The following is a 24,966-nucleotide window of genomic DNA, read 5'->3' on the forward strand; positions in this document are numbered from 1 at the left end:
AACTCCGCCATGTCCCACGATTTGCGTACCCGTCTGGCCCGTCCCGGCATCGTGCTCGCCCCGGGCGTCTACGACGCCTTCAGCGCCCTGATCGCCGAACAGGCGGGCTTCGAGGCGCTGTACCTGTCCGGCGCATCCATCGCCTATACCCGCCTCGGGCGCTCGGACGTCGGCCTGACCACCTATACCGAAGTTGCCGATACCCTGGCGCGCATCACCGAGCGGGTATCGCTGCCCGTGATCGTCGATGCGGACACCGGGTTCGGCAACGCGTTGAACGCGATGCGCACGGTGCGCGGCCTGGAACGCGCCGGCGCCGCGATGATCCAGCTCGAGGACCAGACCTTCCCCAAGCGCTGCGGCCACCTGGACGGCAAGTCCGTGGTGCCGGCCGCCGAGATGGCCGGCAAGCTCAAGGCCGCGCTGGACGCGCGGGTGTCCTCGTCCACCCTGATCCTGGCGCGTACCGATGCGGTCGCCGTCGAAGGACTGGAGGCGGCCCTGGACCGGGCCGAACGATACCTGGAGACCGGAGTGGACGCGCTGTTCATCGAGGCCCTGAGGACTCCGGAGCAGATGGACGCCGCCTGCCGCCGCTTCAACGGCCGGGCGCCGCTGCTGGCCAACATGGTGGAGGGCGGCAAGACCCCCATCCAGAGCGCGGCGGAACTGGAGCGGCACGGCTTCGGCATCGCGATCTTCCCGGGCGGCACCGCGCGCGCGGTGGCCCACGTGCTGCAGAGCTACTACGGCAGCCTGCGCGAGCACGGCACGACCGCCCCCTGGCGCGACCGCATGCTGGATTTCGACGAATTGAACGCGCTGATCGGCACGCCGGAACTGATGCGGCTGGGAAGTTCGTATTCCACCTGAGCACGCGGGCCCCATGTGATGCGATCATGGCGGCTTCGACAAGGAGCCGCGATGACGCTGCAGCAACTGCGCGACTTTCTGGCCGTGGTGGAGCAGGGCAGCTTCAGGCAGGCCGCCCGTATCCTGGACGTTTCCCAGGCTGGCCTGACCAATAGCGTGAAGGCGCTCGAATCCTCGTTGGGGGGATCCTTGCTCGCCCGTTCGGGGCGCGGGGTCCACCTGACCGACGCCGGCCACCGGCTGTATGCCCGGGCGATCCTGATCGACCGCGAGGCCAGGCGCGCCGAGGACGAGGTGCGGCAGATGCACGGCCACGAGACGGGCACGGTGGACGTGGCGATCGGGCCGTCCATGACCGCGCTGCTGCTGCCGCGCGTGGTGGCGGATTTCCGCGCGCGCTTCCCCAAGGTCGAACTGCGCCTGACCAGCGGTTTCTTCGAGCAGATCCTGCCCTCGCTGCAGCTAGGGCAGGTGGATTTCGCGGTGACGTCGGTGCCGGACGAAGGCGCGGGCGGAGGGCTGGTCAGCACGCCCCTGTTGCAGACGCGCCTGGGCGTGGTGGCCCGCAAGGGACATCCGATGGCGGATGCCCGGTCGCTGCGCGAACTGACCGACTGCGAATGGGTGGTGATGGGGCCGCCGGGGCGGCCGGGCGGCACGATCGTGCGTTTCTTCGAGGACAACGGTCTGCCCGCGCCCAAGGCCGCGGTGCGCTGTGAATCGTTCGCCCAGGTCATGGCGCTGGTCAATTCCACCGATCTGCTGGCACTGGTCCCGCGCGTGATGCTGGACCAGGGACTGCTGGGCAGCCTCGTGGTGCCGGTCGAGCTGGACGAGCACGCGCACAGCTTCGAGATCTGCCTGGTGCGCCGCGCCGAGGCCTCGCTGACGCCCGCCGCGGCCGCCTTCGCCGCGATGTGCGAATCGTGCAGCCGCATCATCGCCGGCATGGGCCGGTAGAAGGGCCCGCGGTTGCCCGCGGGCCGCATGCCTCAGTCCAGCTGGAGGTCCAGGCTGCGGACGATGGGCTCCCAGCGTGCCGTATCGGCCTTGAGCATCGCGGCGGCCTCGGCCGACGGGGTGCCGGCGGTCACCATGTCGAGTTCGGTCAGCCGGGCGATGATGGCCGGGTGTTTCATCGCGCGGGCGACCGCCTCCTGCAGGACCGCGATGCTGGCGGGCGGCGTGTCCTTGTGCACCCACACGTACTGCTTGAACGTCGCGTCCAGGCCGTCCACGCCCGTGGCCTGAGCGAGCGTGGGCACCTCGGGAAGGCTGGGCGACCGGATCGCGGTGGACACCGCAAGCGCCGTCAGCCTGCCGGTCTTGATGTGGGGCAGCACGGTCGGACCCGCCAGCCAGCCGCAATCGACCTGGCCGCCCAGCACGTCGGTCAGCGCGGGACCGGGGCCGCGATAGGCCACATGCTGGATGTCGGCGCCCGTGGCGCGCAGGAACATGGCGCCGGCCAGGTGTCCGGGCGTGCCGTTGCCGCCCGAGGCATAGGTCAGCCGCTTCTTCCCGGCCAGCTCCACCAGCTGGCTGGCGCGGTCGACCTTCACGCCCGGATGGCAGACCAGCACCTGGTTGAAGGTGGCCACCATGGATACGGGTACCATGTCGCGGCGCGCATCGAAGCTGAGTTTTTTGTAGACCAGCGGGTTCACGGTGACGACCGTGTCGGCGCCGACCAGCAGCACGTGCCCATCGGGCCGGGCCCGCAGCATCTCGCCGGGCGCGAGATTCAGGCCGGCCCCCGGCCGGTTCTCGACCGTGAAGGTCTGGCCGAACGAGGCGGCCAACTGTTCGGCCAGCGACCGGGCGATGATGTCCGACGGCGCGCCCGGCGGGGAGCCGGACAGCATGCGGACCGGCCCGCCGGGATAGGCGGGTTGCGCGGCTGCGCAGGGCGCGGCCGCGGTCGCTACTGCAAGGGCCAGCAGGCATGCCGGCGGGGTAAGGCGGATCATGAGGTCTCCTCCTCGGCGTCCACGAAAGTGATCAGCCCCATGCCGCTGGTCATCGGGGCGTAGTAGTTCTTGTGCAGCCGCCGGACCCGCGGCGTCATCGCGCCGCGCATGATCAGCCACATGATCAGCTCGACCGCCTCGGCCCCGGCCGCCTGCATGATGTCCTCGTGGCTCATGGCCGCGAGCGACGCGGGGTCGGACTCGATCAGGTCCAGCCATCTCCGGTCGAAGGCTTCGTCCAGATGGCCGAAGCGTTCCCCGTGCAACTGGTGCGACATGCCGCCGGTGCCGACGATCGCCACGCGTGCGTCGGCGGGGTAGCTTTCGACGGCGCGGCGCAGGGCCTGGCCCAGCCGCAGGCAGCGGCGAGCGGTGGGCAGCGGATGCTGGATCACGTTGACGACCAGCGGCACGACCTTGATGTTCCAGTCGGGCTGGTAGGACCACAGCAGCGGCAGAGGCACGAGCAGGCCGTGGTCCACCGCCATTTCCTGACATACCGTCAGGTCGAATTCGTCGGCGATCAGGGCATTGGCCAGGTGCCAGGACAGGTCCGCGTCACCCCTGACGGCGGGCAGCGGCCGCTGGCCGAAGCCTTCGTCGGCCAGCGGATAGCTGTCGGCCGTGCCCAGCGCGAAGGTGGGGCAGCGGTCCAGGCCGAAGTCCGAGCCGTGGTCGTTGTAGACGAAGATCACGGCGTCGGCGCGTACTTCGTTCTCCAGCCAGTCCTTGACCGGCAGATAGCCGTCGAAAAGCGGCTTCCATGCCGGGTCCTGCTGCTTGCCCAGGTCGAAGGCGCGTCCGATGGACGGAACGTGCGAACTGCCTATGCCTGCCACGATGCGTGCCATCAGACGGCTCCCTTGTCCTGGCGCGTGGCGAGGAATTCGTCCAGGCTCTGGCCGCGCATCTGCGCGCCCATCGTGTAGAGCCCGGCTCCCACCGTCGCGCCGATCTTGATCATGTAGTAGATGTTGCCGCCCAGCCTGACCAGTTCCAGCCAGTCGCGATCGCGGATGGCCCGCTTCTGGGCCTCGGACAGTCCGAACGAAGCCATGTAGGCGTCCTCGTCCTGCCGGAAGCGTTCGCGGTTTTCGGGCCGGGTGAGCGACATGCACAGCTTGTTGACGGGATAGCCCTGGCGGCTGCGATCGCCGTCGAAGACATAGGTGCCGTCTATGCCCCAATCCCGGGGCGGGGGTGATGCGTCCGTCATCGTGTCTCCTGGTAGGACGTGGGCGGTCAGACGTCGAAGGGCAGGCCCGTGTAGTTGCGCGCGAACAATTCCGCGGCACGCGGGTCTTCGACGATCTGTTCGAGTTCGGCAAGCTGCATCCGCATGTGGAAGCGCGGCTCGTCGTGGAAGCGGTGCAGCAGCGTGCATAGCGAGGCGGCGAAGCGCTGGGTCTTCCATACCCGGCGCAGGGCGATCTCGGAGTACCGTTCGAGCAGGTCGCCGTCGCCGTGGCGGTAATAGGCCTCCAGCGCCGCCGCCATGACGCGCACGTCGCCCACCGCGCTGTTCAATCCCTTGGCGCCCGTGGGTGGAACGATGTGCGCGGCGTCTCCCGCCAGCATCAGCCGGCCGTGGCGCATCGGCGCGGCCACGAAGCTGCGCATGGGCGTCAGCGATTTCTGCACGATGCGGCCTTCGTTCAGGCGGAAGCCGTCATGGGTGGCGAAGCGCGCGTGCAGTTCCGACCAGATGCGGTCGTCGGACCACTGCTCGACGTCGTCGTCCACCGGGCATTGCAGGTACAGGCGGCTGACCGTGGGCGAGCGCATGCTTTGCAGCGCGAAGCCGCGTTCGTGGTGGGCGTAGATCACTTCATGCGAGGCCGGGGCCGCCTCGGCCAGGATGCCGAGCCAGGCGAAGGGATAGTCCCTGCCGTAGCTGTCGATGCGGTCGCCGGGGATGGCCGGACGGCTGATGCCGTGGAAGCCGTCGCAGCCGGCCACGAAGTCGCACGCGAGTTCGCGGGTTTCGCCTTCCTGCTCGAAGCGGATGCGGGGCCGGGACGATTCCAGGTCGGACAGCGAGGCCACCCGCGCCTCGAACAAGAGCGGCCGGCCCGTTTGCAGGCGCGCGGCCACCAGGTCCTTGACGATTTCATGCTGGGGATAGACGGTGACGCACTGTCCGCCGGACAGCGCCTTGACGTCGAGGCGGTGGCTGGTTTCCCCGAAGCGTATGTCTATGCCTTCGTGGACCATGCCTTCGCGCGCGAGGCGGGCGCCGACGCCGCAGTCCGCCAGCGTCCGCACCACGCCGTGCTCGAGCACGCCGGCGCGCTGCCGGTTCTCGATGTACGAGCGCGGGCGGCTTTCGAGGATGACCGAGTCGATGCCCGCCAGATGCAGCATCTGTGCCAGCAGTAGTCCGGAGGGGCCGGCGCCGACGATGCCGACTTGAGTCTTGATGGTTTCCATGCCGTGGGTCGTAGTTCCGTTGCCGGGCCCGTTCATCCAGGCCCGGCGGCAGTATCACGATCCACGCGCACAGCGAAAAGCCAGTTTTTCCTTATCTCGATAACGGTTTGCTATCAGCAACCGCGGATCACGGGGCACGTTCCTTGCTGGTATCCCGACGCTTCCGCAGTTTCTCGTCCCCGGACGCAGGCGTGGAAGCCGCCGGCGTCCATGAAGGAGATCAACATGGCACAAATCGACAGCACCGCGGCGCGCCAGCAGGGCGGCGCCGGCATCGTGGGCAAGGGCAGCGCCACGGCCGATGGGCCGGGCCCGCACATCATGGCCGCCTCGACGCTGGACGGCAACAAGGTCTACAGCGCAGACGATGTCCATGTCGGATCGATCAAGGACATCATGCTGGACGTGTCGGCGGGACGCATCGCCTATGCGGTGCTGTCGAGCGGCGGCTTCCTGGGCATGGGGGACAAGCTGGTGGCCATCCCCTGGAACGCGCTGACGCTGGACACCGACCGCAAGGTGTTCATCCTGGGCGTCGCGGCCGATGTGGTGAAGCAGGCCGAAGGTTTCGACAAGGACCGCTGGCCCAGCTTCGCCGACGCGGGCTGGGCCACCGAGCTGCACGGCCGCTACGGCACGGAGCCCTATTGGCATCAGCGCCAGGGCGAACGGGTCGTCATAGACCAGCCGGTGGTGAACGCCCCGCGCACGGGTTTCTCGGAAGGCTTGTAGCCTAGCCCGTGGGAATGCCGTCGAAGGCCTTGTCCAGCCTTCGCCGCCAGGCCTGCTTGTCCGTTTCGGGCGCGAAGCTCGCGTCGAGGCTGTTGCGCGCCAGCCGGTACGCGTCGCGCGCGCCCAGTTCGGGCAGGGCCTCGAAACAGGCCAGGTAGTTCCGGTTCACGTAGCCGCCGAAATAGGCGGGGTCGTCGGAGTTCACCGTCACGCACAGCCCGGCGTCCAGCAACCGCGCGAGAGTGTGCCGCTCCATGCTGGGATAGACCTTCAGCATGACGTTGGACAGCGGACAGACGGTCAGCGGGATCCGGTGCTCGGCCAGGTGGGCCACCAGCCGCGGATCGTCCAGGCAGCGCACGCCGTGATCGATGCGTTCGGCCTTCAGGTCGCGCAGGGCACTCCAGATGTACGAGGCCGGCCCTTCCTCGCCGGCGTGGGCGACGGCATGCCATCCCAGTTCGCGGCAGCGCCGGAAGACCTCGGTGAATTTTTCGGGCGGATTGCCGACTTCGCCGCTGTCCAGCCCCACGCCCCGGATGCGGTCGCGGTAGGGCAGCGCCGCCGCCAGGGTCTCGAAGGCCGATTCCTGGGGCAGGTGGCGCAGGAAGCACATGATCAGCTCGCTGCTGACACCCAGCGTGTCGCGGGCATCGCGGCGCGCGCGATCCAGGCCGGCGATGACCGTGCCGAATTCCACGCCGCGCACCGTGTGCGTCTGCGGGTCGAAGAATATCTCGGCATGCACGACATTGTCCGCCGCGGCGCGCCGGAAGTAGGCCATGCCCATGTCGTAGAAGTCTTCCTCGCGCTGCAGCACGGCGGCACCCGCGTAGTACAGGTCCAGAAAGCTTTGCAGGTCCTGGAACGCATAGGCCCGGCGCAGGCTGTCGATGTCGGGGTAGGGCAGGTCGAGGCCGTTGCGCCGCGCCAGCGCGAAGATCAGCTCGGGTTCCAGGGTGCCTTCGATGTGCAGGTGCAGCTCGGCCTTGGGCATGGCCTGCAGCAGCGTCGCGAGGTGGTGCGGGGTTACGGGCTGGGACGGAGTCATGGCGGCCGCCTTTCAGGTCTCGTCGCTTTCGTTGTACTTGCGGGAGCTGCCGTAGAACGCCTGGGGCGGATACTTGATCGCGTTCTTCAGCATCTTGCGCTGCACCGCCTGGCCGATGTCGATGTCCAGCTTGTCGGCCAGCGCGACCAGGTAGAGCTGCACGTCGGCGATTTCGTCGGCGGCCTCGGCCAGCTTGATGGGATTGAGTTCCTTGGATTCTTCCTCGGTCATCCACTGGAAGATGGAGACGAGTTCGCCCGCTTCGCCGCTCAGCGCCATGGCGAGGTTCTTGGGGGAGTGGAACTGGTCCCAGTTGCGTTCTTCGGTGAAGCGCCGGACGGCGCGCCTGATCTGGTCGAAGTCGGACACGTTGATACCTTGCAAAGCGGGACGCTTATATTCTAGCCCTCGCCGCCGGCCGGTCCGCCGGGCACCAAATCCGCAAAATCCGCAATACGTCCCCCCGTACAGTTCGTACCCGGAGGTACTCATGAAATCGCAAACACGCAGCCATTACGAACGACGCCTGGAGCCGGTCCTGGCCTGGCTGGCCGCGCATCCGGACCAGGATGCCGACCTGTACCACCTGGCCGGACTGGCCTGCCTGTCGCCGTATCACTTCCACCGGGTCTATCGCGCCATGCTGGGCGAGACCGTGGCGGCCACGGTGCAGCGGGTCAGGCTGATGCGGGCATCGGCGGAACTGCGCCGGGACGGCCGCACGCTGGACCAGGTCGCGCGGCGGGCGGGCTACGGCTCGACCGCCGCGTTCAGCCGGGCATTCAGCGCGGCGTTCGGCATGCCGCCCGGGCGATATCGCGAGGACCGTTCCCCCGACGTCATCTATCGCAGCAAGGAGCTCACCATGTATCCCGTGCAGATCGCATCTTTTCCCGGCGCCTCCCTGGCGGCCCTGCCGCACGCCGGCGACTATCTCCAGATAGGCGCCACCTTCGACCGCCTGTTCATGCTGGCCGGCAGCCGCAACCTGCTGCGGGGCGAACCGCGCAGCTTCGGCGTGTACTACGACGATCCCGAGCAGGTGGCCGCGCAGGACCTGCGCAGCGAGGCCGGCCTGGAGGTGCCGCCCGGCGTCGCCGTGGATGAGCCCCTGCATCGCCTGGAACTGCCCGCCGGCCGCTGCGCGGTACTCGAACACACCGGGCCGTACAGCGAACTGGAGTCCGCCTATGCATGGCTGTTCGGGGGATGGCTGCCGGCCAGCGGCGAGCAGCCGGCCGACTTCCCGGTGTTCGAGGAATACGTGAACGACCCGAAGACCACCCCGCCGTCCGACCTGAAGACCCGCATCTACCTGCCTCTGGCGGACAAGACCTAGATCAGCCTCCGCTCAGGTCTATCCGCGACGCGATGTCGCCGTAGACCGACAGCTCGCGGGACAGCTTGGCGCGGAACTCCTCGGCCGTCAGCGGCTTGGCTGCGAGATTGCCTTGCGCTTCCATGGCTCGCTGCACGGCGGGGTCGCGCAAGATGTCGGCGACGTCGGCGTTGATCCTGGCCACCACCTCGGGCGGGGTGCCCGCGGGGGCCAGCAGGCCGTGCCAGGTGCTGATCAGGTAATCGGGCACGCCGGCCTCGGCGAAGGTGGGCACGTCCTTCAACTGCGCCAGCCGCTCGCGGGAGGCCACGGCCAGCGCCCGCAGCTTGCCCTGGCTGATGTAGCCCATGGCCGAGCCCGGGGTGGGGAAGGACATGTCGACGACGCCGCCCATCAGGTCGGTCATGCCCTGCGCCGCGCCTTTGTAGGGTACGTGCAGGATGTCGGTGCCGGTGCGGAGCTTGAACAGTTCCCCCGCCAGGTGCGGCACGCCGCCTATGCCCTGGGAACTGTAGCTGAACGGCTTCTTCTTCTCGCGCAGCGCGGCCAGCAACTGGCCCAGGTCCCGGTAGGGCGAGGCCGCGTTCACCACCAGCACGTTGGGCACCTCGACGGTCAGGGCGACCGGCGTGAACGATTTTTCCACGTCGTAGCGCAGATTCTTGTTCACGAACTTGTTGAGGTTGTGGCTGCTGGCGGCCACCAGCAGCGTATAGCCGTCCGGCCGGGCGTTGGCCACCGCCGTGGCGGCGATCGTGGCGTTGGCGCCGGGCTTGTTGTCGACGATGACCGACTGCTTCCAGCGCTTGGCGAGTTCGCTGGCGATCAGGCGGGCGGACTGGTCGATGGCTCCGCCGGGGGTGTAGCCGACCACGAAGGTGACGGGCTGGGACGGGTAGTCGGCCGCCAGGGCCGGGGGGCACAGCGCAAACGCGGCGGTCAGTGCGGCCGCGAGCCGTCCGGGTGCAAGGACGCGCATGGAAGTCTCCGGATGTTTTTGTGAGGACATGGCGCGCCTGCGGGGCGCGCCAAGCACACTAGACACCGGGCGTAGAGCGATCTCAAGCCGGATTTTCCGAGTTTCCGCCCTGCGAAAACCTACCAGGGCACGGGCGGCGCGACCAGGCGCCGGTTCTCGTAGCCCCGGACCGAGCCGAAGCGCGCGCTGCCCGCTTCCCAGTCGCGCTGCGCCTGGGCGATGGCCGACTTGCTGCCGACGAAGTTCCACCAGATGGTGATGTCGTCGGTGGGCGGTTCGCCGCCGATCAGCAGCAGGCGGCTGCCGGCTTCCGTGGACAGGGCCAGTTCCGTCCGCCCCTTGGGAAGGTAGGCGAGCTCGTTCGTGGCGAAGCGCTGGCCGTCGACCTGCGCCGCGCCTTCCAGCACCAGCAGGCCGTGTTCGAAGCCGGGCTCGAGCGCCAGGCGCACCGAAGCATCGGCCGGGCTTTGCAGGTCCATGCCGACCAGCGGCGTATGGACGCGGGTCGGCGCGGTGCGTCCCACATGGGAGCCGGCCAGCAGGGTGAAGTCCACGCCGCCTTCCGACCAGCGTGGCAGGTCGGGATAGTGGTCGAACGCCGGGGGAATTTCCTGCTTGCCGGGAGGCAGCGCGATCCACAACTGCGCCGCGTGCAGCACGCGCTGGTCGGCCAGGGATTCCTCGGTATGGCTGATGCCGATGCCGGCCGTCATCAGGTTGACCTGGCCCGGGCGCAGAACTTGCTCGTTGCCCAGGCTGTCGCGATGCAGGGCCTCGCCCTCGATCAGCCAGGTGAAGGTCTGCAGGCCGATGTGGGGGTGTGCCTCGACCAGCATCCCCTGGCCGGGCTCGAACCGGGCCGGGCCGGCATGGTCCAGGAAACACCAGGCCCCGATGCGCCGGCGCTGCCGTACGGGCAGCACCCGGTCCACGCTGATGCCGCCCCCGATCTGCGCCGTGCGCGACTCGATGCGTTCGATACCTGAATTCTCGGCGGTCATGTCAGTGCTCCATATGCAGCGCGTAGGGGGGACCCGTTATCATATAGTCCTCCTGGGGTACAGTCGCGGAACCGGCAGCGGCACGCCGGCCATCCAGGTTTTTCGGAGACGTGTTAAATGCGGTGGTTCAAGCGCATCGCAATCGGTGCGGCTGTCCTGCTCGCCGTGGCGGCCATCGGATTGACGGCCCTGGTGGTGCTGGTCGATCCCAATCACTACAAGGGCCCGGTCGCCGACGCGGTCAAGAAGCGCTACGACCGTACCCTGCGCATGGATGGCAACGTCCGGTTCAGCGTCTTCCCCAACCTGGGCGTGGAGATCGAGAAGCTGTCGCTGTCCGAACCGCGCTCCACCCAGATATTCGCGGCGGTGGATACCGCGCGGGTATCGGTGGCGGTGCTGCCGCTGCTGTCCGGGCGCATCGTGGTCGACCGCGTCCGGGTGGTCGGGCTCAAGGCCAACGTGGTGCGCTACCAGAGCGGCAAGTTCAATTTCGAGGATCTGCTGGGCCCGGCGCCCAAGGCACCGGGCCAGCCGGGCGGCGGCGAACTCGACGCCGGCGGCAAGCCCCTGCTGTTCGACGTAGCCGGCATCGAATTCAGCGGCGGCGAACTGGCGCTGCGCGACTACATGAAAGGCACGTCCATGCGGGTGGAGCGGCTGTCCGCCACCACGGGCCGGGTGGCGCCCCGCACGCCGTTCGACATGGAGCTGTCGGCCCGGGTGCTGGGCCAGAGTCCCCGCGTGGACGCCACCATCCAGGTCCAGGGACGGCTGACGGTGGACCCCGAGCAACGGTTCTTCTCGGCCAAGGGCTTCGACCTGAAGGCGACCGGCGTGCTGCCCTCCATCCGGGCCACCGCGCTTACGGCGCAGGGCGACCTGGCCTACGACGGGCAGCGTCAGGCCATCGACGCCTCGGGCGTCGCCGTCGCCTTCCAGGGCGACGTGGCGGGCAGCCGGCCGCTCAGCGGCGTGGACCTGCGGCTGGACGCCCCGCGGCTGAACGCCGGACTGGCCGAGGGCCGGGTGCAGGTCGAGAAGCTGTCGCTGTCCGCGCAGGGCAAGCTGGGCGCCGATCCCTTCGAACTGTCGCTGTCCGCGCCGGCGCTGCATGTTTCGCCGCAATCGGCGCAAGGCGAGGCGCTGACCGCCCGCGTAAGCCTGGACGGCAAGCGGGACCTGGATCTGCGCGTGGCCTTGTCGGGCATATCCGGCACCGCCGACAAGCTCAGCATCGAGCGCCTGGCGCTCGACGGCGAACTCAAGGAAGGCGATCGCGTGGTCCGGCTCGCCAGCGCATCGCCGGTCCAGGCCAGCCTGCCCCGCAGGAAGGTGTCGGTGCCCCAGCTGACGGGCCAGTTGGAGATCCAGGATCCCGCGTTTCCCGCCAGCCAGATGGCGATTCCCATCAAGGGCAGCGTGCGCGCCAACTTCGAGAAGGAACACGCGGTGGCCAAGCTCGAGGCCACCATCGAGGGCGGCGAGTTCAACGCCTCGGCCGAGGTGTCGCAGTTCGACGAACCCCGCATTGCCTTCACGGTCGCCGCCGATACGCTGGACCTGGACAAGCTGCTGCCCTCGGCCCGGCCGGGGGCGGCGGGCGGTGGATCCGGCGCGGGCGCCCGCGCCCCGGCGGATCCGCCGGTGGACCTGTCCGCGCTCGAGGACATCACGGCCAGCGGCACCATCAAGGTCGGCAAACTGGTCGCGCGGGGGCTCAAGGCCAGCAACGTCTCCGCCTCGGTGCGCGTGGCCAAGGGGCGCGCCGACGTGAGCGGCCTGAAGGCGTCGCTGTACGGCGGCTCGCTGTCGGGCAGCGTGTTCGCGGACGCGGCCACGAATCGCATCGGCCTCGCGCCCACGCTCACGAACGTGGCGCTGCAGCCGCTGTTGTCGGATGTGAAACACAAGGACGGACTGATCGGCCGCGCGACGGTCGCGCTCAACCTGACCGCGACCGGCAAGACCGTGGGGCAGATGAAGCGCGCCCTGAACGGCACGGCCAGCCTCGCGGTGCGCGACGGCGCGGTCAAGGGCGTGAACATCGCCCAGTCCCTGCGCGAATTCCGTTCGCTGCTGTCGGCGCGCAAGGACGACGCCAGGCAGCACCAGGATGCGCTCCAGACCGACTTCTCGGAAATGCAGGCCCAGCTGGTGTTCGCCAGCGGCATCGGGACCGTGCGCAGCCTGAGCGTCAAGGCGCCGCTGCTGCGCGTCGCGGAAGGGGAACCGGCTCGCATCGACGTTCCCGGCGAACGCTTCGACCTGGTGGCGCTGGTCACCGTCGTGAACACCTCCACGGGCCAGGACGGCAAGGACCTCGCGGACCTGCGCAACGTTACCGTGCCGGTCCACGTGGCCGGCCCCTTCGCGTCGCCGTCCTATACCATCCAGTGGAGCAAGGTCGCCACCGACGTGCTCAGGAACACCGTCAAGAACAAACTCAAGGAAGAGCTGGGCATCGAGCCGTCCGAATCGGGCGACAAGCTGCGCGGCAAGGTCAAGGACCGGCTCAAGGGATTGTTCCGGTAGTCGAATCTTCAGCAAAAAGCCGATGTCCATTTCCATCTCCGGCCTCTACATCTATCCCATCAAGTCCTGCGGCGGCATTGCCCTGGACCGTTCCGCCATCGGCATGGCCGGCCTGCACAACGACCGCCGGTGGATGGTGGTCGACGGCAAAGGCGTCTTTCTGACGCAGCGCAGCCATCCGGCCATGGCCCGGGTCCGTACCGAACTGCGCGACGGCTACCTGATCGTGACCGCGCCCGGACAGCCGCGCCTGGACATACCGGTCGACGTGGTCGAGGACGACGACAGCGTGCGCACGCGGGTCACGGTCTGGCGCGACGAGGTCGACGCCGTGGACGAAGGCGATCTGGCCGCCCAGTGGTTCGGCGCGCTGTTGGGTACGCCGTGCCGGCTGGTCAAGGTCCATCCGCAATCGCATCGGCTGGCCAGTGTGGACCGGATCGACCGCTGGCTGGCCGGGCATCCCGCGGTGGAGGGCTTTGCCCGCCAGCATGTCTTCGCGTTCGCCGACGGCTATCCCATCCTGGTGGCCAACGAGGGATCGCTGATCGAACTGAACGAGAAGCTGGCCGCCAGGGGCGAGGCGCCTGTCGGCATGGACCGGTTCCGGCCCAACGTGGTGCTGAGCGAATTCGGGGCCTTCGACGAGGACTACACCGTGCTCGTGGCCATCGGCGATATCCGGATGGCACTGGTCAAGCCCTGCGTGCGCTGCGAGATCCCCAATACCGATCAGTTCACCGGCGCGCGGGCGGCCGAGCCGATGTCCACGCTCACGACCTTCCGCAGCCAGCCCGGCGGCGGCGTCACTTTCGGGATGAACGCCATCGTCAGCGCGCCGCTGGGAGCGGTGCTGGAGGTAGGAGACCGCGCCGAAGTGCTGCTCGATTTCTGATCGGATCCAGGACGGCGGCAAGCCGTCGGCCCAAGCCATGGCACGCGCCCTCCGGGGCGCTTTTTTTTGCCTGCCTCTTTCCTATAAATCGATTTTTATTGACATAAACGATTGTCAAATAATATAAAAAAATAATCGAACAAAATATTAAAAATCGATTTATTCGGGATGAGTTGCCCAGCATTGCCGGAGATGCGGATTCTTCAGGAGAGTGCTCATGATGCGGTTGCCTTGCCGTGCGCTGGTCGTTGCCGTGGTTGCCTGCCTTGCCGGACCGCCGGTTGTGCTGGCCCAGACCTATCCGGCGCAGCCGGTCAAGATCGTCGTTCCTTTCCCGCCGGGCGGCGCCACCGATCTGCTGGCGCGACGGATCGCCGAGCAGCTTGCGCCCCGGCTCGGCCAGCCCGTGGTCGTGGAAAACAAGGCAGGCGCCGGCGGCATGATAGGCAGCCAGCAGGTGGCGCGTGCCGCGCCTGACGGCTACACGCTGGTGGTGGGCGTGACCGGCTCGCATTCCATCGCCAGCCACCTGACGGCCAAGCCCCTCTACGATGCGGTCCGGGACTTCGAGCCGGTCGCCTTGCTGGTGACCGCGCCGCTGGTGCTGGTGGTGCGCCCTTCGCTGCCTGTCTCGACACTGGGCGAGTTCGTCGCCTATGCACGGCGCAAGCCCGGCTCGATCACCTACGGTTCGTCGGGAGCGGGCACCTCGATGCATCTGACGGCGGAACTGATCAGCCGCGAGGCGGGAATAAGCCTGACGCACGTGCCGTACAAGGGCAGCGCCCAGGCCATGGCGGACCTGCTGGGCGGACAGATCGACGCGCTGTTCGTCGATCCGCCGGTCATCGCGCCCCACCTGGGGTCGGGCAAGCTCAAGCCGCTGGCGGTCAGTTCGCGCCAGCGCAACCCCGTCCTGCCGCAGGTGCCCACCATGGCCGAAAGCGGCCTGAAGGATTTCGAAGTGTTGTCCTGGCAAGGCCTGTTCGCGCCCGCCGGGACACCCGCGCCGGTGGTCGAGCGCCTGCACCGCGAGGTGGCGGCGGTGCTGGCCATGCCGGAAGTCTCCGGTTTTTTCGCCCAGCAGGGATTCGTGGTGGCGGGCGGCTCGGTGGCCGATTTCCAACGCTTCGTGGCCGATGAGTCGCGCCGCTGGGGCGAAGTCGTCAAACAGGCGGGCATCGCAGTCAATTGATGCCTTCTTTCCACGCGGGTGCCGGCCAGGCGGGCACCACATCTATGGAGGAGTTCGCATGAAACCGCTGTTCGCCTTGCTGTGGAGCGTATTGCTCGTGTCGTCGGCGCCCGCCATGGCCGCTTCGGCCTATCCCGAGCGCGCGATCCGCTGGATCGTGCCATTTACCGCGGGCGGCCCGGCCGATGCGATCGCGCGCCTGCTGGTACCCAAGCTGAGCCAGGAGCTGGGCCAGCCCATCGTGATCGAGAACCGGGCCGGCGCGAACAGCAACATCGGCCACGAGGCCGTTGCGCGCGCCGAACCCGATGGCTACACCATTCTCTACGTCGTGCCTAACGTGGTCACGAATCCCTCGCTCTATAACGTCGCGGTCGATCCGGTGAAGGAACTGACTCCGGTGGTGCAACTTACCGCGCAGGCCTATCTGCTGCTCGCGGGCAGCGCTTTCAAGCCGGCTTCGGTGGCCGACATCGTGGCGAAGGCCCGCCAGGGCGGAGTCACCTGCGCCTCGGGCGGTGGCCTGTCGGGTTTCGGCTGCGACTGGCTGCGTTCCATGACCAAGGCCGATTTCGTGCACGTGCCGTTCAAGGGCAACGCGCAGGCGCTGACCGCCCTGATGGGCGGGCAGGTCGACATCATGATCGACCTGTTCAACACCGCCTTGCCCCAGGTCAAGGCGGGCCGTGTGCGGCCGGTCGCGCTGACGCGCGCCGAACGGGGTTCTCCGCTGCCCGACCTGCCCATCATTGCCGAAACGCTGCCCGGTTTTGTCCTGGTCGGCTGGCATGGCGTGATGGCACCGCACGGCACGCCCGAGCCCATCGTGAAAAAACTCAACATGGCTTTCACCAAGGCGCTGGGCGACCCGGACATCCGGCGGCGCATCGAGGAAAGCTACATCGAAGTGGTGCATGGCACGCCTGCGGATTTCGGACGCGTCATCACGGAAGACCTCGACAAGTACGCGCGTATCACCCAGGCGGCCGGTATCGCCAGGCAATGATGGCCGTCGCCATGGACGGTGCCGGTGACGACGTGGTCATGCGCGGCGGCCATGTCCTGACCATGGATGAGCGTTCGTCGGTGGCCAGCGCGCTGGCCTTCGCGGACGGCAGGTTGACCGCGGTGGGCACGGATGCCGGCGTGTCGGCGCGGATCGGCTCGCGCACCCGGGTCATCGAGTTGCGGGGCAGGACGGTCATGCCCGGCATGATCGACGGCCATGCCCATATGGATCGCGAAGGCCTCAAATCGCTGTTGCCGTCGCTATCCGGATGCGCGTCGATCGCGGATCTGGTCGAGCGTGTGCGCCGCATCGCGGCGGCGACGCCGCCCGGCCAGTGGATCGTGACCATGCCGCTGGGCGAGCCGCCCGAGTATCTGTGCTCGCCCGACATGTACGCCGAGGGGAGGCTGCCCGATCGCGAAGACCTGGATCGCGCCACCACCGCCCACCCGGTGTTGATCCGCTGCGCGTGGGGGCACTGGCCGGGGCGCGTGCCCACGGTTTCCATTGCCAACGGCGCGGCGCTGCGGCTGGCCGGCATCGGCCCGGATCCGGTGTCGCCTTCGCCCCGGCTGCGCATCGAGACGGATGCCGCGGGCATGCCCACCGGACGCCTGTACGAAGACGACCTGCAGCCGCTGGCCGAGTTCACGGTGTTCCGGCGGGCGCCGCACTTTACCGAAGACGAGCGCGCGCTGACGCTGGCCGCGTCGATGTCGGCCTACAACCGCTACGGGACCACGGGCGTGTTCGAAGGGCATGGTGCCGCGCCGGAACTGATACGTGCCTATCGCGCAGCGCGTGGACGGCGCGCGCCCAGCGTGCGTACGCGCCTGGTGTTCAGCCCCGGCTGGAGCGGTGCGTCGGACGACGACGTGCGCGCCTGGGTGCGCGAACGTGCCTCGCGCCTGCATGGCAAGGGCGAGGGTGACGAGTGGCTGCGGATTGAAGGACTGTTCGCCGAACTACAGGCCCGGCCGGACGATGCCCGCCTGCGCGCGGCCTGTGAACCGCGCACCGGCTGGGCCGGGTTTCGCTACGACTGCGGCCTGCCGCCCGAGCGGCTGCGATTGCTGCTGGAAGAGGCGGCCCGCGCCGGGCTGCGCGTGTGCGGCATCCAGGCCGGCATGGCCGAACGCTTCGCCGAGGTCGGCGCGCGCGTGCCTATCGACGGCCTGCGCTGGGTGGTCGCGCATCCGGCCACGCTGGACGCGCGCCAGATCGGCGCCATTCGCGACCATGGCATGGTCGTCACCACGCATACCGGCGCCTACGTCTGGCGGCGCGCGGCGGCGACGCTGCAACGCGTCGGCCCGGCGCTCGAAGAAACCATCTGCCCGATACGATCGCTGCTGGAGGCGGGCGTGCCGGTTTCGCTGGCGACCGACAACGTGCCGGTCTCGCTGTGGCCCTGTGTCTGGCATGCCGTGGCCCGCATCGATCGCGACACGGGCGCCGTGATCGCGCCGGGGCAGCGCATCGACCGCATGGCGGCACTGCGCTGCGCCACGGTGCACGGCGCGTGGTTGTGCCTGGACGAGGCCGATCGTGGGTCGCTGGAAGCCGGCAAGCAAGCCGACCTGCTCGTGTTGCGGGACAGTCCGCTGGACGTGGAGCTTGCCCGTTTGAGCCATCTGGAGGCCGACATGACCTGGGTCGGCGGGCGGCAGGTCTATCCGGGCGGCAACGCCTGACAACTGGAGTGTGCATGGATTGGACTTTGCCCTACGGCTCGCAGCGCCAGCCGGTGCTGGCCGACAACGTGGTGACCACTTCCCAGCCGCTGGCGGCGCGGGCCGGCGCATCGATGTTCGATCGCGGCGGCAATGCCGTCGACGCCGCGATCGCCACCGCCGCCGCGCTGACCGCGGTCGAGCCGGTCATGAACGGATTGGGCGGCGATGCCCAGGTGCTGCTGTGGGACGGCAAGGAAGTCGTTGCCCTGAACGGCACGGGCAGATCGCCCGCGGCCTGGACGCCCGAGCGTTTCGCCGGGTGCGAGCGCATGCCCAACGAAGGCTGGGAATCGGTGGTGGTGCCGGGCGCGGTGGCCGTCTGGGCCGACCTGAGCGAACGCTACGGCAAGCTGCCGCTGGATGTCGTGCTCGCCCCCGCGATCCACTATGCGCGCGAGGGCGTTCCGATATCGCCGGCCATCGCGCGCCAATGGCGCATCCATGCCCCGCGCTTGAAGGACCAGCCTGGCTTCGCGCAGGCCTTTCTACCCGGAGGAAGCATGCCCGAGGCCGGCGAGCGCTTTCGCTTTCCCGAGCTGGCCGCGTCGCTCGAGCGGATCGCCGCATCCCGGGGCCGCGACTTCTATGAAGGCGAGATCGCCGGGCGCCTGGTTGCCGACGCCCGCCGCCACGGCGCGGCGCTGACCGCGCAGGACCTGGCCGACCACCGTTCCCGCTGGGTGCGGCCGCAGTCCATCGACTACCGCGGCCTGCAGGTGCATGAAATGCCGCCGCCATCGCAAGGGCTGGCGGTGCAGATGGCGCTGGGCATCCTGCGCCACTTCGACCTTGGACCGTCGCAGGACGCCGCGCTGCGTGCGCACCTGCAGATCGAAGCGATGAAGATCGCCTTCGCCGACATCTATGGACATGTGGCCGATCCCGCCATGATGCGGATGGATCCGGCGCAACTGCTCGCCCCCGCCTACCTGGCCGGGCGCGCACGCGGCATCGATCCGCGCCGGGCGGGCCGGCACGAGGCGTGCGACATACCGCGCCATTCCACCGTCTACCTCGCCGCCGCCGACCGGGGAGGCATGGTGGTCTCCTTCATCCAGTCCAATTTCCAGGGCTTCGGCTCGGGCGTGGTGGTGCCGGGCACTGGCGTCAGCCTGCACAATCGGGCCTCGGGCTTCTCCCTGCGCCCGGGCCATCCCAACCAGGTCGATGGCGCCAAGCAACCCTTCCACACCATCATTCCCGGCCTGTTGCTGCGCGACGGGGCACCGTGGGGGGCCGTGGGCGTGGTCGGCGCCAACATGCAGCCGCAAGGACAGATGCAGGTCATCTCGGCGCTGGAGGACCTGGGCCTGAATCCCCAGGCCGCGCTCGACATGCCGCGCTGGCGCGTCGATGACGATGGGGAAGGGGTGAGGGTGGAGGCGGCGTTCCCGGCCGACGTCGAGGCCGGGTTGCGCGAGCGTGGGCACCCCGTGACGCGCACGCCGGCCGGGAGCATGGAGTTCGGCGGCGGCCAGTGCCTGGTCCGGACAGGAGAGAGCTACGCGGCGGGGTCGGATCCGCGCAGGGACGGGGTGCCGGTGGGGATGTGAGGGGTCCCCAGTGCCTGGCTGGTGGCGGGCGCCAGCATCGCTTCGATGACCGCCGGCCGTCCCGCGCGCACGCTGGCCAGGCCCTGCGCCAGGGCCGCGCGCAGCTCGCGCCGGTCTTCGACGCGGATGGCCAGCGCGTCGCCGGCCGCGGCGGCCAGGTCGGCCAGGCGCGAACCGGCGCTGGCCGCGACCCAGTAGGCGTCGCCGGCATGGGCCGCGCCCGCGGGGTGGACGAGTTCGGTCGAGACCTTGGGCGAGCGCCAGCCGCTGTTGTTGTAGATGACGGTCAGCATGGGGGCGTCGTAGGTCCGGGCGACCCAGTAGGCGCTGGCGGGAACGCCGAAGACATAGCAGCCGTCGCCCACCAGGGCGATGACTTCGGCATCCGGGGCCGCCAGCTTCGCGCCCACGGCGGCGTTGATGCACCAGCCCAGGCCGCTGCCGCCGCTGGCATAGAAGCTGCCGGGGCGGTTCATGCGCAGCGTCGAGGCAATGGCGTACGCGTTCGAGGGTTCTTCGCACAGGACGATGCTGCGTTCGTGCAGCAGTTCCTTCACGGCCAGCGTCACTTCCTGCGCCGTCAGCGGGCCGCTGGCGGGCGCGGCGCCGGCGGCGGCCGGCGATCGTGTCCGGATCCACGCCAGCCGTTCCTGCTTCAACGCGGCATCCACCGGTAGGCCGGCCCGCAGAAGCTGGTCGAGCGCCACGCCGCTGTCGGCCAGGTGGCGCTCGTGCGCTTCGAAGTGCCAGGCGCCCAGCGTGGGCTTGACAGGGTCCGCATCGATGTGGATGACACGGGTGTCCGGAGCCGGTCCGGTGTTGCGGGGCAGCCAGGGCACGTCGACGTCGAGCAGCACGATGGCGTCGGCCTCGTCGACGAGCCAGTCGCGCCGGTACCCCAGGTGGCAGGCGTGGTCGCCGGGGAAGTTCATGTACTGCGGGCCGACCTCCACCACGCCCAGGCCGTACTTGTCGCACAGGGCAACCAGTTTCCCGGCCGTGGCCGGATCGCGTCCGGCATAGGTGGTGATGAGCAGGGGCCGGCGGGCGCCGGCCAGCAGCGCATGCAGGTTCTCGACCGCCTCCGGCGCGAGCGCGGCCTTGCCCACGGGGCCGCGCAGCCCGGGGTCCGGCGCGGCGGCGGGGGCGGCGGCGTCCCAGACCTCGCGTGCGCCGGTCAGGTAGACGGGGCCCTGCGGCTCCGAGGCGGCGAGCTGGTGCGCGCGCAGCAGGGTCGCCTCGGTGGTGGCCGGATCCCGCAGTTCGTACAGCCACTTCATGAACGGCGCCACGAGATCGTGCTGGCGCGTGGTGTCCTGGATGTAGTGGATGTATTCGGTGCGCGAACCCGTCCGCGCCGCGTCCTCGGACACGGGCGACAGCCCCGCGACCACGATGACCGGCACGCGTCCGCGGCAGGCGTTGTGCACGCTGCCCCCCAGGTTCTGGGTGCCCACGTCCACGTGCACCAGCACGAGCTGGGCGCGGCGCGTCAGCATGGCATGGCCGTGGGCCGCGCTCAGGGCGGTCATCTCGTGCGGGCAGACGATGACTCGCGGCGCCGGCTCGCCGGCCTCGCGCAGGTGCGCCAGCGCCTCGATGAAGGCCGGATGGTCGCTGCCCAGGTTGGCGAAGATGTATTCGATGCCCAGGCGGGAGGCAAGGCGGATGAGGCGTTCTGCGGCCGAGGGATGGACCGCGCTTTCTTTCAAGGCCATCGGAGTTTCCGGGAGTGGAGGTCGGCCGCCACCTTAGCCGCGTCCCGGGGCTGCCTGCCATCCCCGAACGCTAATGCGCGGCATGCGCGAACGCTATGCCCGGCCGCTCCGTGTCCACCGGCGAATCATGCATATTGTGCATGCCGGGCATTAGCGGCACGTTCTCGACGCGGGTACGAGCCCTTCGTATGGTGGCGACAGGACGCCGGCTCCGCGATTCGGAGCGCGGCGATGTTCATCGATCAGCCATACATTCATCATGACATCAGAAACTCAGGTAGTGATCGTTGGGGCCGGCCCGGTGGGCCTGGTGACCGCGCTGGCGCTGGCGCGGTCGGGAGTCGAGGTGGTGGTGCTGGAGGCGCTGCGGGAACTGCCCCGCGAGCAGCGCGGCGCGGCCTTCCATCCTCCCACGCTGGAAATGCTCGAACCCTTGGGGATCACGGACGACCTGCTGCCGCTGGGCCTGCGCATCCCGGTCTGGCAGATACGGGACAAGGAAGAGGGCGTCGTCGCCGAGTTCGATCTCGGCATGCTGGCCGGGGAAACCCGCTACCCCTATCGGTTCCACCTGCCCCAGCATCATCTGGCCGCCGACGTGCTGGCCAAGCTCGAGCGGGAGCCGCGCGCGGCGGTCGTGTTCGGCGCGAGCGTCGAGGAAGTGAAACAGGACGGGGAACGCGTCGAGGTCCGGTACGCCGATGCCGACGGACGGTTCGAGACGATCGCCGCCCGCTGGGTGGTGGGATGCGACGGCGCCCGCAGCGCGGTCAGGAAGAGCAGCGGCATCGACTACGAGGGCTTCACGTGGCCGGAACGCTTCCTGGTCACCAACGTCGACGAAGACCTTGCCGCCGAGGGCTTTGCCGAGACCTCGTACGTGGCCGACCCGGACAAGTGGGCCGTCATCCTGCGGCTGGCCGATCCCCGGGTCGGGAACCTGTGGCGCATCGCCATGCCGTCCGATCCCGACCTGCCCGAAGAGGCGGTGCTGGCCGAGGACTACGCGCAGGACATGCTGCGCGAGGTGCTGGGCCGGGAGCGCAACTGCAAGCTGGTCTACCAGAGCACCTACCGCGTCCATCAGCGCGTGGCCTCCAGCTTTCGCAACGGGCGCGTGCTGCTGGCGGGCGACGCGGCCCACATCAACAATCCCATAGGCGGATTCGGATTGAACGGCGGCGTGCACGACGCGATCAATCTGTCGGAGAAGCTGGCCGCCGTTTGCACGGGGGCCGACTGCGCGCTGCTCGATCTCTACGACCGCCAGCGCCGGCGCGTGGCGGTCGAGAACGTGCAGCGCCAGAGCATACGCAACAAGCGGCTCATGCAGGAGCGCGATCCCGGCGTGCGCCGGCAGAACATCGATGAGCTGCGCACGGTGGTCCGCGATCCGGAGCTGGCGAAGTCCTACCTGCGCGACAGTTCCATGATCAGTTCGGTGGCGCAGGCCGCCGCGATCCGCTGACCCTTGCCGATGGAGACGACGATGGCTACTCCCGTCATATCCGCCTTCCTGGATGGAAGGCATGTTTCACGTCCCGAACTGCGTCGCTTCGAGAAGCGCGACCCCGCCACCGATGCCTTGATCGCCGAGGTCGAGGAGTCCGACGCCGGACTGGTGGACGAAGCGGTGCAAGCCGCCAGGCGGGCGGCGCGCGGCATCGCGGCTGCCGCTTCCTCAGACCAGCGGGCGGACTGGCTGTTGAAGATCGCGGGCGCCATCCGGGGGCGGTTCGACGCCTTCGTCGATGCCGAGGTGCGCGACACCGGCAAGCCCCTGTCCATGGTCCGCGGCGTCGAGATCCCGCGCGCCATCGCCACCTTCGAGATCTTCGCGGAACTGCTCAGGACGCATCGGGACGACGTGGTGGTCACGGCCCTGCCGGAAGGCAGGCGCGCCGTCAACATGACCACGCGCCTGCCGCATGGCGTGGTGGCCATCATCTGCCCCTGGAACTTCCCGCTGGTGCTGGCCGTCTGGAAGATCGCCCCGGCGCTGGCCTGCGGCAACGCCGTGGTGGTGAAGCCTTCCGAGGAAACGCCTTCCTCGGTGGCGCTGCTGGCCCGGGTCATCGAAGAGATCGAACTGCCCAGGGGCCTCTTCAATGTCGTCTACGGCTTCGGCCAGGATTCGGCGGGCGCCCTGCTGGCCGCGCATCCCGGCGTGAACGCGCTGACGTTCACGGGCGAGACCCGGACGGGCGAGGCGATCATGGCGGCCGCGGCGCGCGGCGTCCGGCCGGTGTCGCTGGAACTGGGCGGCAAGAACGCCGCCATCGTCTTCGGATCGGCCGAGCTCGACGCCGCGATCGAGGGGTCGGCGCGGTCCGCCTTCCTGAACTCGGGGCAGGTGTGCTTCGGCACCGAACGCATCTACGTGCACCGGCCCCTGTTCGAGCGATTCGTGGGAGGCCTGTCGGCGCGTGCCGCCGCGCTGCGGATGGGCGATCCGCTGGATCCGGGCACGACCATGGGGCCGCTGATCAGCCGCCGCCACCGCGACAAGGTGTTGCGGGCCTGCGCCGTGGCACGCGACGAAGGCGCGACCGTGCACGCCGGTGGCCAGGCCCCGTCCATGTCCGGCCGTCTGGCCGAGGGGGCATGGATGGCGCCGACGATCTGGACCGGGCTGGACGAGTCGTCCGCCATCGTCCGGCACGAGGTGTTCGGTCCCTGCTGCCACATCGCGCCTTTCGACGACGAGGACGAGGCGGTGCACCTGGCCAACGACAGCGAATACGGCCTGGCGGCGGCCCTGTGGTCGCGCGATCACGCGCAGGCGCTGCGCGTGTCCGCCCGCCTGCGCGCGGGCGTGGTCTGGGTCAACGCCTGGGGGATACGCGACCTGCGCACGCCCTTCGGCGGCCTGGGGCGATCGGGCATAGGCCGCGAGGGCGGGCTGGCCTCGCTGGACTTCTACAGCCAGCAGCGCAATGTATGTTCGCTGGTGTGAGGGGGAGCGCTAGCGATCGTTGAACGCTTCCCGGACCTGGTTGCGGAACCACTGGTTGGCCAGGTCCTTGTGGAAGCGCTCATGCCAGAACAGCTTGACGTCGAAGCCCGGGATCTTCACCGGGGGTTCCAGCACCTGGGCGCCAATGATGCGGGCGGCGGTGGTGCCCGCGCGTCGGGGCATGGTCACGAGCATGTCCGATTGAGGCAGGAAGGTCAGCACGGTGAAGAAGTTGGGCAGGCACAGGACGATGCGCGCGGGGTCGAGCATGTCGCGCAGGAATTTCTCCAGGCCGTCGTAGCCCGGCGGCAAGGGCGAGATGAGCGCGTGCGAGGCCGACAGGTATTGCTGGACGGTCAGCGTTTCCCGGATCTCGGGGTGGTCGCCGCGAGCCAGGCAGACATAGTCGGAGTGGTAGATGCCGGTCTGGTAGAAGCCGGTGCCGAATTCCGAGAGGTTACCGAAGGCGAGATCCACCTCGCCGCTTTCCAGCGCCTCGTCCATGCCCTTGGGCCGCATCGGCAGGGCGCGCACCCGCAGGTTGGGGCTGTGCGGCCGGAAGCGGGCCATCAGGCTGGGGACCAGGATGGCGGCGGCGAAATCGGTGGCGAAGAAGCTGAAGGTGCGCGAGGAGGTACAGGGGTCGAAGGTCCTGGGCGGCTCGAAGCGCTGGCTGACGATGCCCAGCACTTCGCCCACGCTGGATGCCAGCGACAGCGCGCGGGGCGTGGGCATCATGCCTTCGGACGTACGGACGAACAACTGGTCGCCGAAGTAGTCGCGCAGGCGGCTGAGGGACTGGCTCATGACCGGTTGGCTCAGGCCCAGGCTTTCGCCGGCGACGGTCACGCTCTTCTCGCGCAGGATGGCGTCGAATACGGCTAGCAATCGGAGATCGAGGGAGCGCACGCTTGGTCCTCCGGCGGCTCCCGCCGCGGGCGGGAGCCAGGATAGGTCAACGGCCGTTCATTCTGTCCAGCCGGCGCAAGGGCGT

The 24,966-nt window shown here is 68.9% G+C and carries 22 protein-coding genes; 12 read left to right on the forward strand and 10 right to left on the reverse strand.

Annotation, left to right across the window (positions count from 1 at the left end; all coding sequences use genetic code 11):
* Positions 1–9 precede the first annotated feature (9 nt).
* Both WKR98_RS07010 and WKR98_RS07015 read left to right on the forward strand, forming a co-directional pair.
* Positions 10–873, forward strand: a complete 864-nt coding sequence (locus WKR98_RS07010) for an isocitrate lyase/PEP mutase family protein (protein ID WP_341432460.1) — start codon at positions 10–12, stop codon at positions 871–873.
* 51 nt (positions 874–924) lie between these two features.
* Positions 925–1,833 carry a LysR substrate-binding domain-containing protein gene (locus WKR98_RS07015; RefSeq protein ID WP_124687453.1) on the forward strand — a complete coding sequence of 303 codons (909 nt, stop codon included), beginning with the start codon at positions 925–927 and terminating at the stop codon, positions 1,831–1,833.
* Positions 1,834–1,865: 32 nt separating this feature from the next.
* On the opposite strand, the gene WKR98_RS07020 is transcribed toward WKR98_RS07015, so the two are convergent.
* From WKR98_RS07020 to WKR98_RS07035, 4 genes are read right to left on the reverse strand one after another with little or no spacing between them, the layout of a single operon-like run.
* Complete coding sequence (locus WKR98_RS07020) at positions 1,866–2,843, reverse strand: Bug family tripartite tricarboxylate transporter substrate binding protein (RefSeq protein ID WP_341432461.1); 978 nt, start codon at positions 2,841–2,843, stop codon at positions 1,866–1,868.
* Entirely contained in the window at positions 2,840–3,694 is an 855-nt protein-coding gene (locus tag WKR98_RS07025) for a class III extradiol dioxygenase family protein (protein WP_341432462.1), read from the reverse strand. The genes WKR98_RS07020 and WKR98_RS07025 overlap by 4 nt, the downstream gene beginning before the upstream one ends.
* Positions 3,694–4,059 carry a protocatechuate 3,4-dioxygenase gene (locus WKR98_RS07030; RefSeq protein WP_124687456.1) on the reverse strand — a complete coding sequence of 122 codons (366 nt, stop codon included), beginning with the start codon at positions 4,057–4,059 and terminating at the stop codon, positions 3,694–3,696. The genes WKR98_RS07025 and WKR98_RS07030 overlap by 1 nt, the downstream gene beginning before the upstream one ends.
* 26 nt (positions 4,060–4,085) lie before the next feature.
* Positions 4,086–5,264: a 4-hydroxybenzoate 3-monooxygenase gene (locus WKR98_RS07035; RefSeq protein ID WP_124692182.1), complete on the reverse strand. Its 1,179-nt coding sequence runs from the start codon at positions 5,262–5,264 to the stop codon at positions 4,086–4,088.
* Between the two features lie 234 nt (positions 5,265–5,498).
* On the opposite strand from WKR98_RS07035, the gene WKR98_RS07040 reads away from it, so the two are divergent.
* Positions 5,499–6,005, forward strand: a complete 507-nt coding sequence (locus tag WKR98_RS07040; protein ID WP_124687457.1) for a PRC-barrel domain-containing protein — start codon at positions 5,499–5,501, stop codon at positions 6,003–6,005.
* Between the two features lies 1 nt (position 6,006).
* On the opposite strand, the gene WKR98_RS07045 is transcribed toward WKR98_RS07040, so the two are convergent.
* On the reverse strand, positions 6,007–7,056 hold the full coding sequence (locus WKR98_RS07045) for an adenosine deaminase (RefSeq protein ID WP_341432463.1): 1,050 nt from the start codon (positions 7,054–7,056) through the stop codon (positions 6,007–6,009).
* A gap of 12 nt (positions 7,057–7,068) precedes the next feature.
* Positions 7,069–7,425, reverse strand: coding sequence for a nucleotide pyrophosphohydrolase (locus WKR98_RS07050; RefSeq protein WP_341432465.1), 357 nt, complete (start codon positions 7,423–7,425; stop codon positions 7,069–7,071).
* Between the two features lie 121 nt (positions 7,426–7,546).
* On the opposite strand from WKR98_RS07050, the gene WKR98_RS07055 reads away from it, so the two are divergent.
* Positions 7,547–8,395, forward strand: a complete 849-nt coding sequence (locus WKR98_RS07055; RefSeq protein WP_341432467.1) for an AraC family transcriptional regulator — start codon at positions 7,547–7,549, stop codon at positions 8,393–8,395.
* Between the two features lies 1 nt (position 8,396).
* On the opposite strand, the gene WKR98_RS07060 is transcribed toward WKR98_RS07055, so the two are convergent.
* Both WKR98_RS07060 and WKR98_RS07065 read right to left on the reverse strand, forming a co-directional pair.
* Positions 8,397–9,374, reverse strand: a complete 978-nt coding sequence (locus WKR98_RS07060; protein ID WP_341432469.1) for a Bug family tripartite tricarboxylate transporter substrate binding protein — start codon at positions 9,372–9,374, stop codon at positions 8,397–8,399.
* Between the two features lie 119 nt (positions 9,375–9,493).
* The gene (locus WKR98_RS07065) at positions 9,494–10,375 is read right to left on the reverse strand and encodes a pirin family protein (protein ID WP_341432470.1); all 882 of its coding nucleotides are present in this window, start codon (positions 10,373–10,375) and stop codon (positions 9,494–9,496) included.
* A 117-nt stretch (positions 10,376–10,492) separates the two neighbouring features.
* On the opposite strand from WKR98_RS07065, the gene WKR98_RS07070 reads away from it, so the two are divergent.
* The 6 genes from WKR98_RS07070 (at position 10,493) to WKR98_RS07095 (ending at position 19,298) form a co-directional block, all read left to right on the forward strand.
* Entirely contained in the window at positions 10,493–12,910 is a 2,418-nt protein-coding gene (locus WKR98_RS07070) for an AsmA family protein (RefSeq protein WP_341432471.1), read from the forward strand.
* 22 nt (positions 12,911–12,932) lie between these two features.
* Entirely contained in the window at positions 12,933–13,805 is an 873-nt protein-coding gene (locus WKR98_RS07075) for an MOSC domain-containing protein (RefSeq protein ID WP_341432472.1), read from the forward strand.
* A 217-nt stretch (positions 13,806–14,022) separates the two neighbouring features.
* Positions 14,023–15,000, forward strand: a complete 978-nt coding sequence (locus WKR98_RS07080; protein ID WP_124687465.1) for a Bug family tripartite tricarboxylate transporter substrate binding protein — start codon at positions 14,023–14,025, stop codon at positions 14,998–15,000.
* A gap of 58 nt (positions 15,001–15,058) precedes the next feature.
* Positions 15,059–16,006, forward strand: a complete 948-nt coding sequence (locus WKR98_RS07085; RefSeq protein ID WP_161567662.1) for a Bug family tripartite tricarboxylate transporter substrate binding protein — start codon at positions 15,059–15,061, stop codon at positions 16,004–16,006.
* Positions 16,007–16,017: 11 nt separating this feature from the next.
* Entirely contained in the window at positions 16,018–17,703 is a 1,686-nt protein-coding gene (locus WKR98_RS07090) for an amidohydrolase (protein ID WP_341432473.1), read from the forward strand.
* Between the two features lie 14 nt (positions 17,704–17,717).
* On the forward strand, positions 17,718–19,298 hold the full coding sequence (locus WKR98_RS07095) for a gamma-glutamyltransferase family protein (RefSeq protein WP_124687468.1): 1,581 nt from the start codon (positions 17,718–17,720) through the stop codon (positions 19,296–19,298).
* Here the strand turns inward: WKR98_RS07095 and WKR98_RS07100 are convergent.
* A complete protein-coding gene (locus WKR98_RS07100; protein ID WP_341432474.1) occupies positions 19,247–21,016 on the reverse strand; it encodes a thiamine pyrophosphate-requiring protein in 1,770 nt (589 codons plus the stop codon). The genes WKR98_RS07095 and WKR98_RS07100 overlap by 52 nt on opposite strands.
* Before the next feature lie 259 nt (positions 21,017–21,275).
* Between WKR98_RS07100 and WKR98_RS07105 the strand changes: the two genes are divergently transcribed.
* Together WKR98_RS07105 and WKR98_RS07110 are read left to right on the forward strand one after the other, a co-directional pair.
* A complete protein-coding gene (locus tag WKR98_RS07105) occupies positions 21,276–22,484 on the forward strand; it encodes an FAD-dependent oxidoreductase (protein ID WP_341432475.1) in 1,209 nt (402 codons plus the stop codon).
* Between the two features lie 21 nt (positions 22,485–22,505).
* On the forward strand, positions 22,506–23,972 hold the full coding sequence (locus WKR98_RS07110) for a 2-hydroxymuconic semialdehyde dehydrogenase (protein ID WP_341432476.1): 1,467 nt from the start codon (positions 22,506–22,508) through the stop codon (positions 23,970–23,972).
* A gap of 9 nt (positions 23,973–23,981) precedes the next feature.
* Here WKR98_RS07110 and WKR98_RS07115 read toward each other — a convergent pair whose 3' ends face one another.
* Positions 23,982–24,881: a LysR family transcriptional regulator gene (locus tag WKR98_RS07115; protein ID WP_341432477.1), complete on the reverse strand. Its 900-nt coding sequence runs from the start codon at positions 24,879–24,881 to the stop codon at positions 23,982–23,984.
* Between the last annotated feature and the right edge of the window lie 85 nt (positions 24,882–24,966).

The organism is Pigmentiphaga sp. YJ18, from assembly GCF_038066655.1.
GTDB lineage: Bacteria > Pseudomonadota > Gammaproteobacteria > Burkholderiales > Burkholderiaceae_B > Pigmentiphaga.